The 355-nt window shown below is 64.8% G+C and carries 1 protein-coding gene; it reads right to left on the reverse strand.

From position 1 onward, the window contains the following. Positions 1 to 26 precede the first annotated feature (26 nt). Positions 27 to 355: transposase (locus tag VT50_RS38110; RefSeq protein ID WP_143645272.1), on the reverse strand; the 329-nt coding region annotated here is incomplete at its 5' end.

Consider the following 355-nt stretch of genomic DNA (forward strand, 5'->3'; position numbering starts at 1 on the left):
GCCCTAGATGAGTGAGTCTGATGTCCTCAGTGGTCATACGCGATCAGGGATCGCTTGGCTTCGGCTCCGGTGGTCCAGTTGTGCCAGATGGCTGCTGCGAGGGCGAGGAGTCGTTGGCCGGTGCGGGCGAAGACTCCGGCCGGTGTTCTTCCGCCGTGCTGTTCCAGGCTGAGCTGGCCCTTGAGGGTGTCGAAAACCGCCTCGATCCACTGGCGGCATCGGGCCAGGCGTCCATGCCGGGTGGGTTCGTCCTTGCGGTCCGGACGTACCAGATGGCCTTCGAGCCGTTCGGTGATGAATGCCTCGAACTCCTTCCCGGCGAAGCCCTTGTCGGCGAGGATGACCTGTCCGGCGC

This window comes from Streptomyces antioxidans (assembly GCF_000968685.2).
Taxonomy (GTDB): Bacteria; Actinomycetota; Actinomycetes; order Streptomycetales; family Streptomycetaceae; genus Streptomyces; species Streptomyces antioxidans.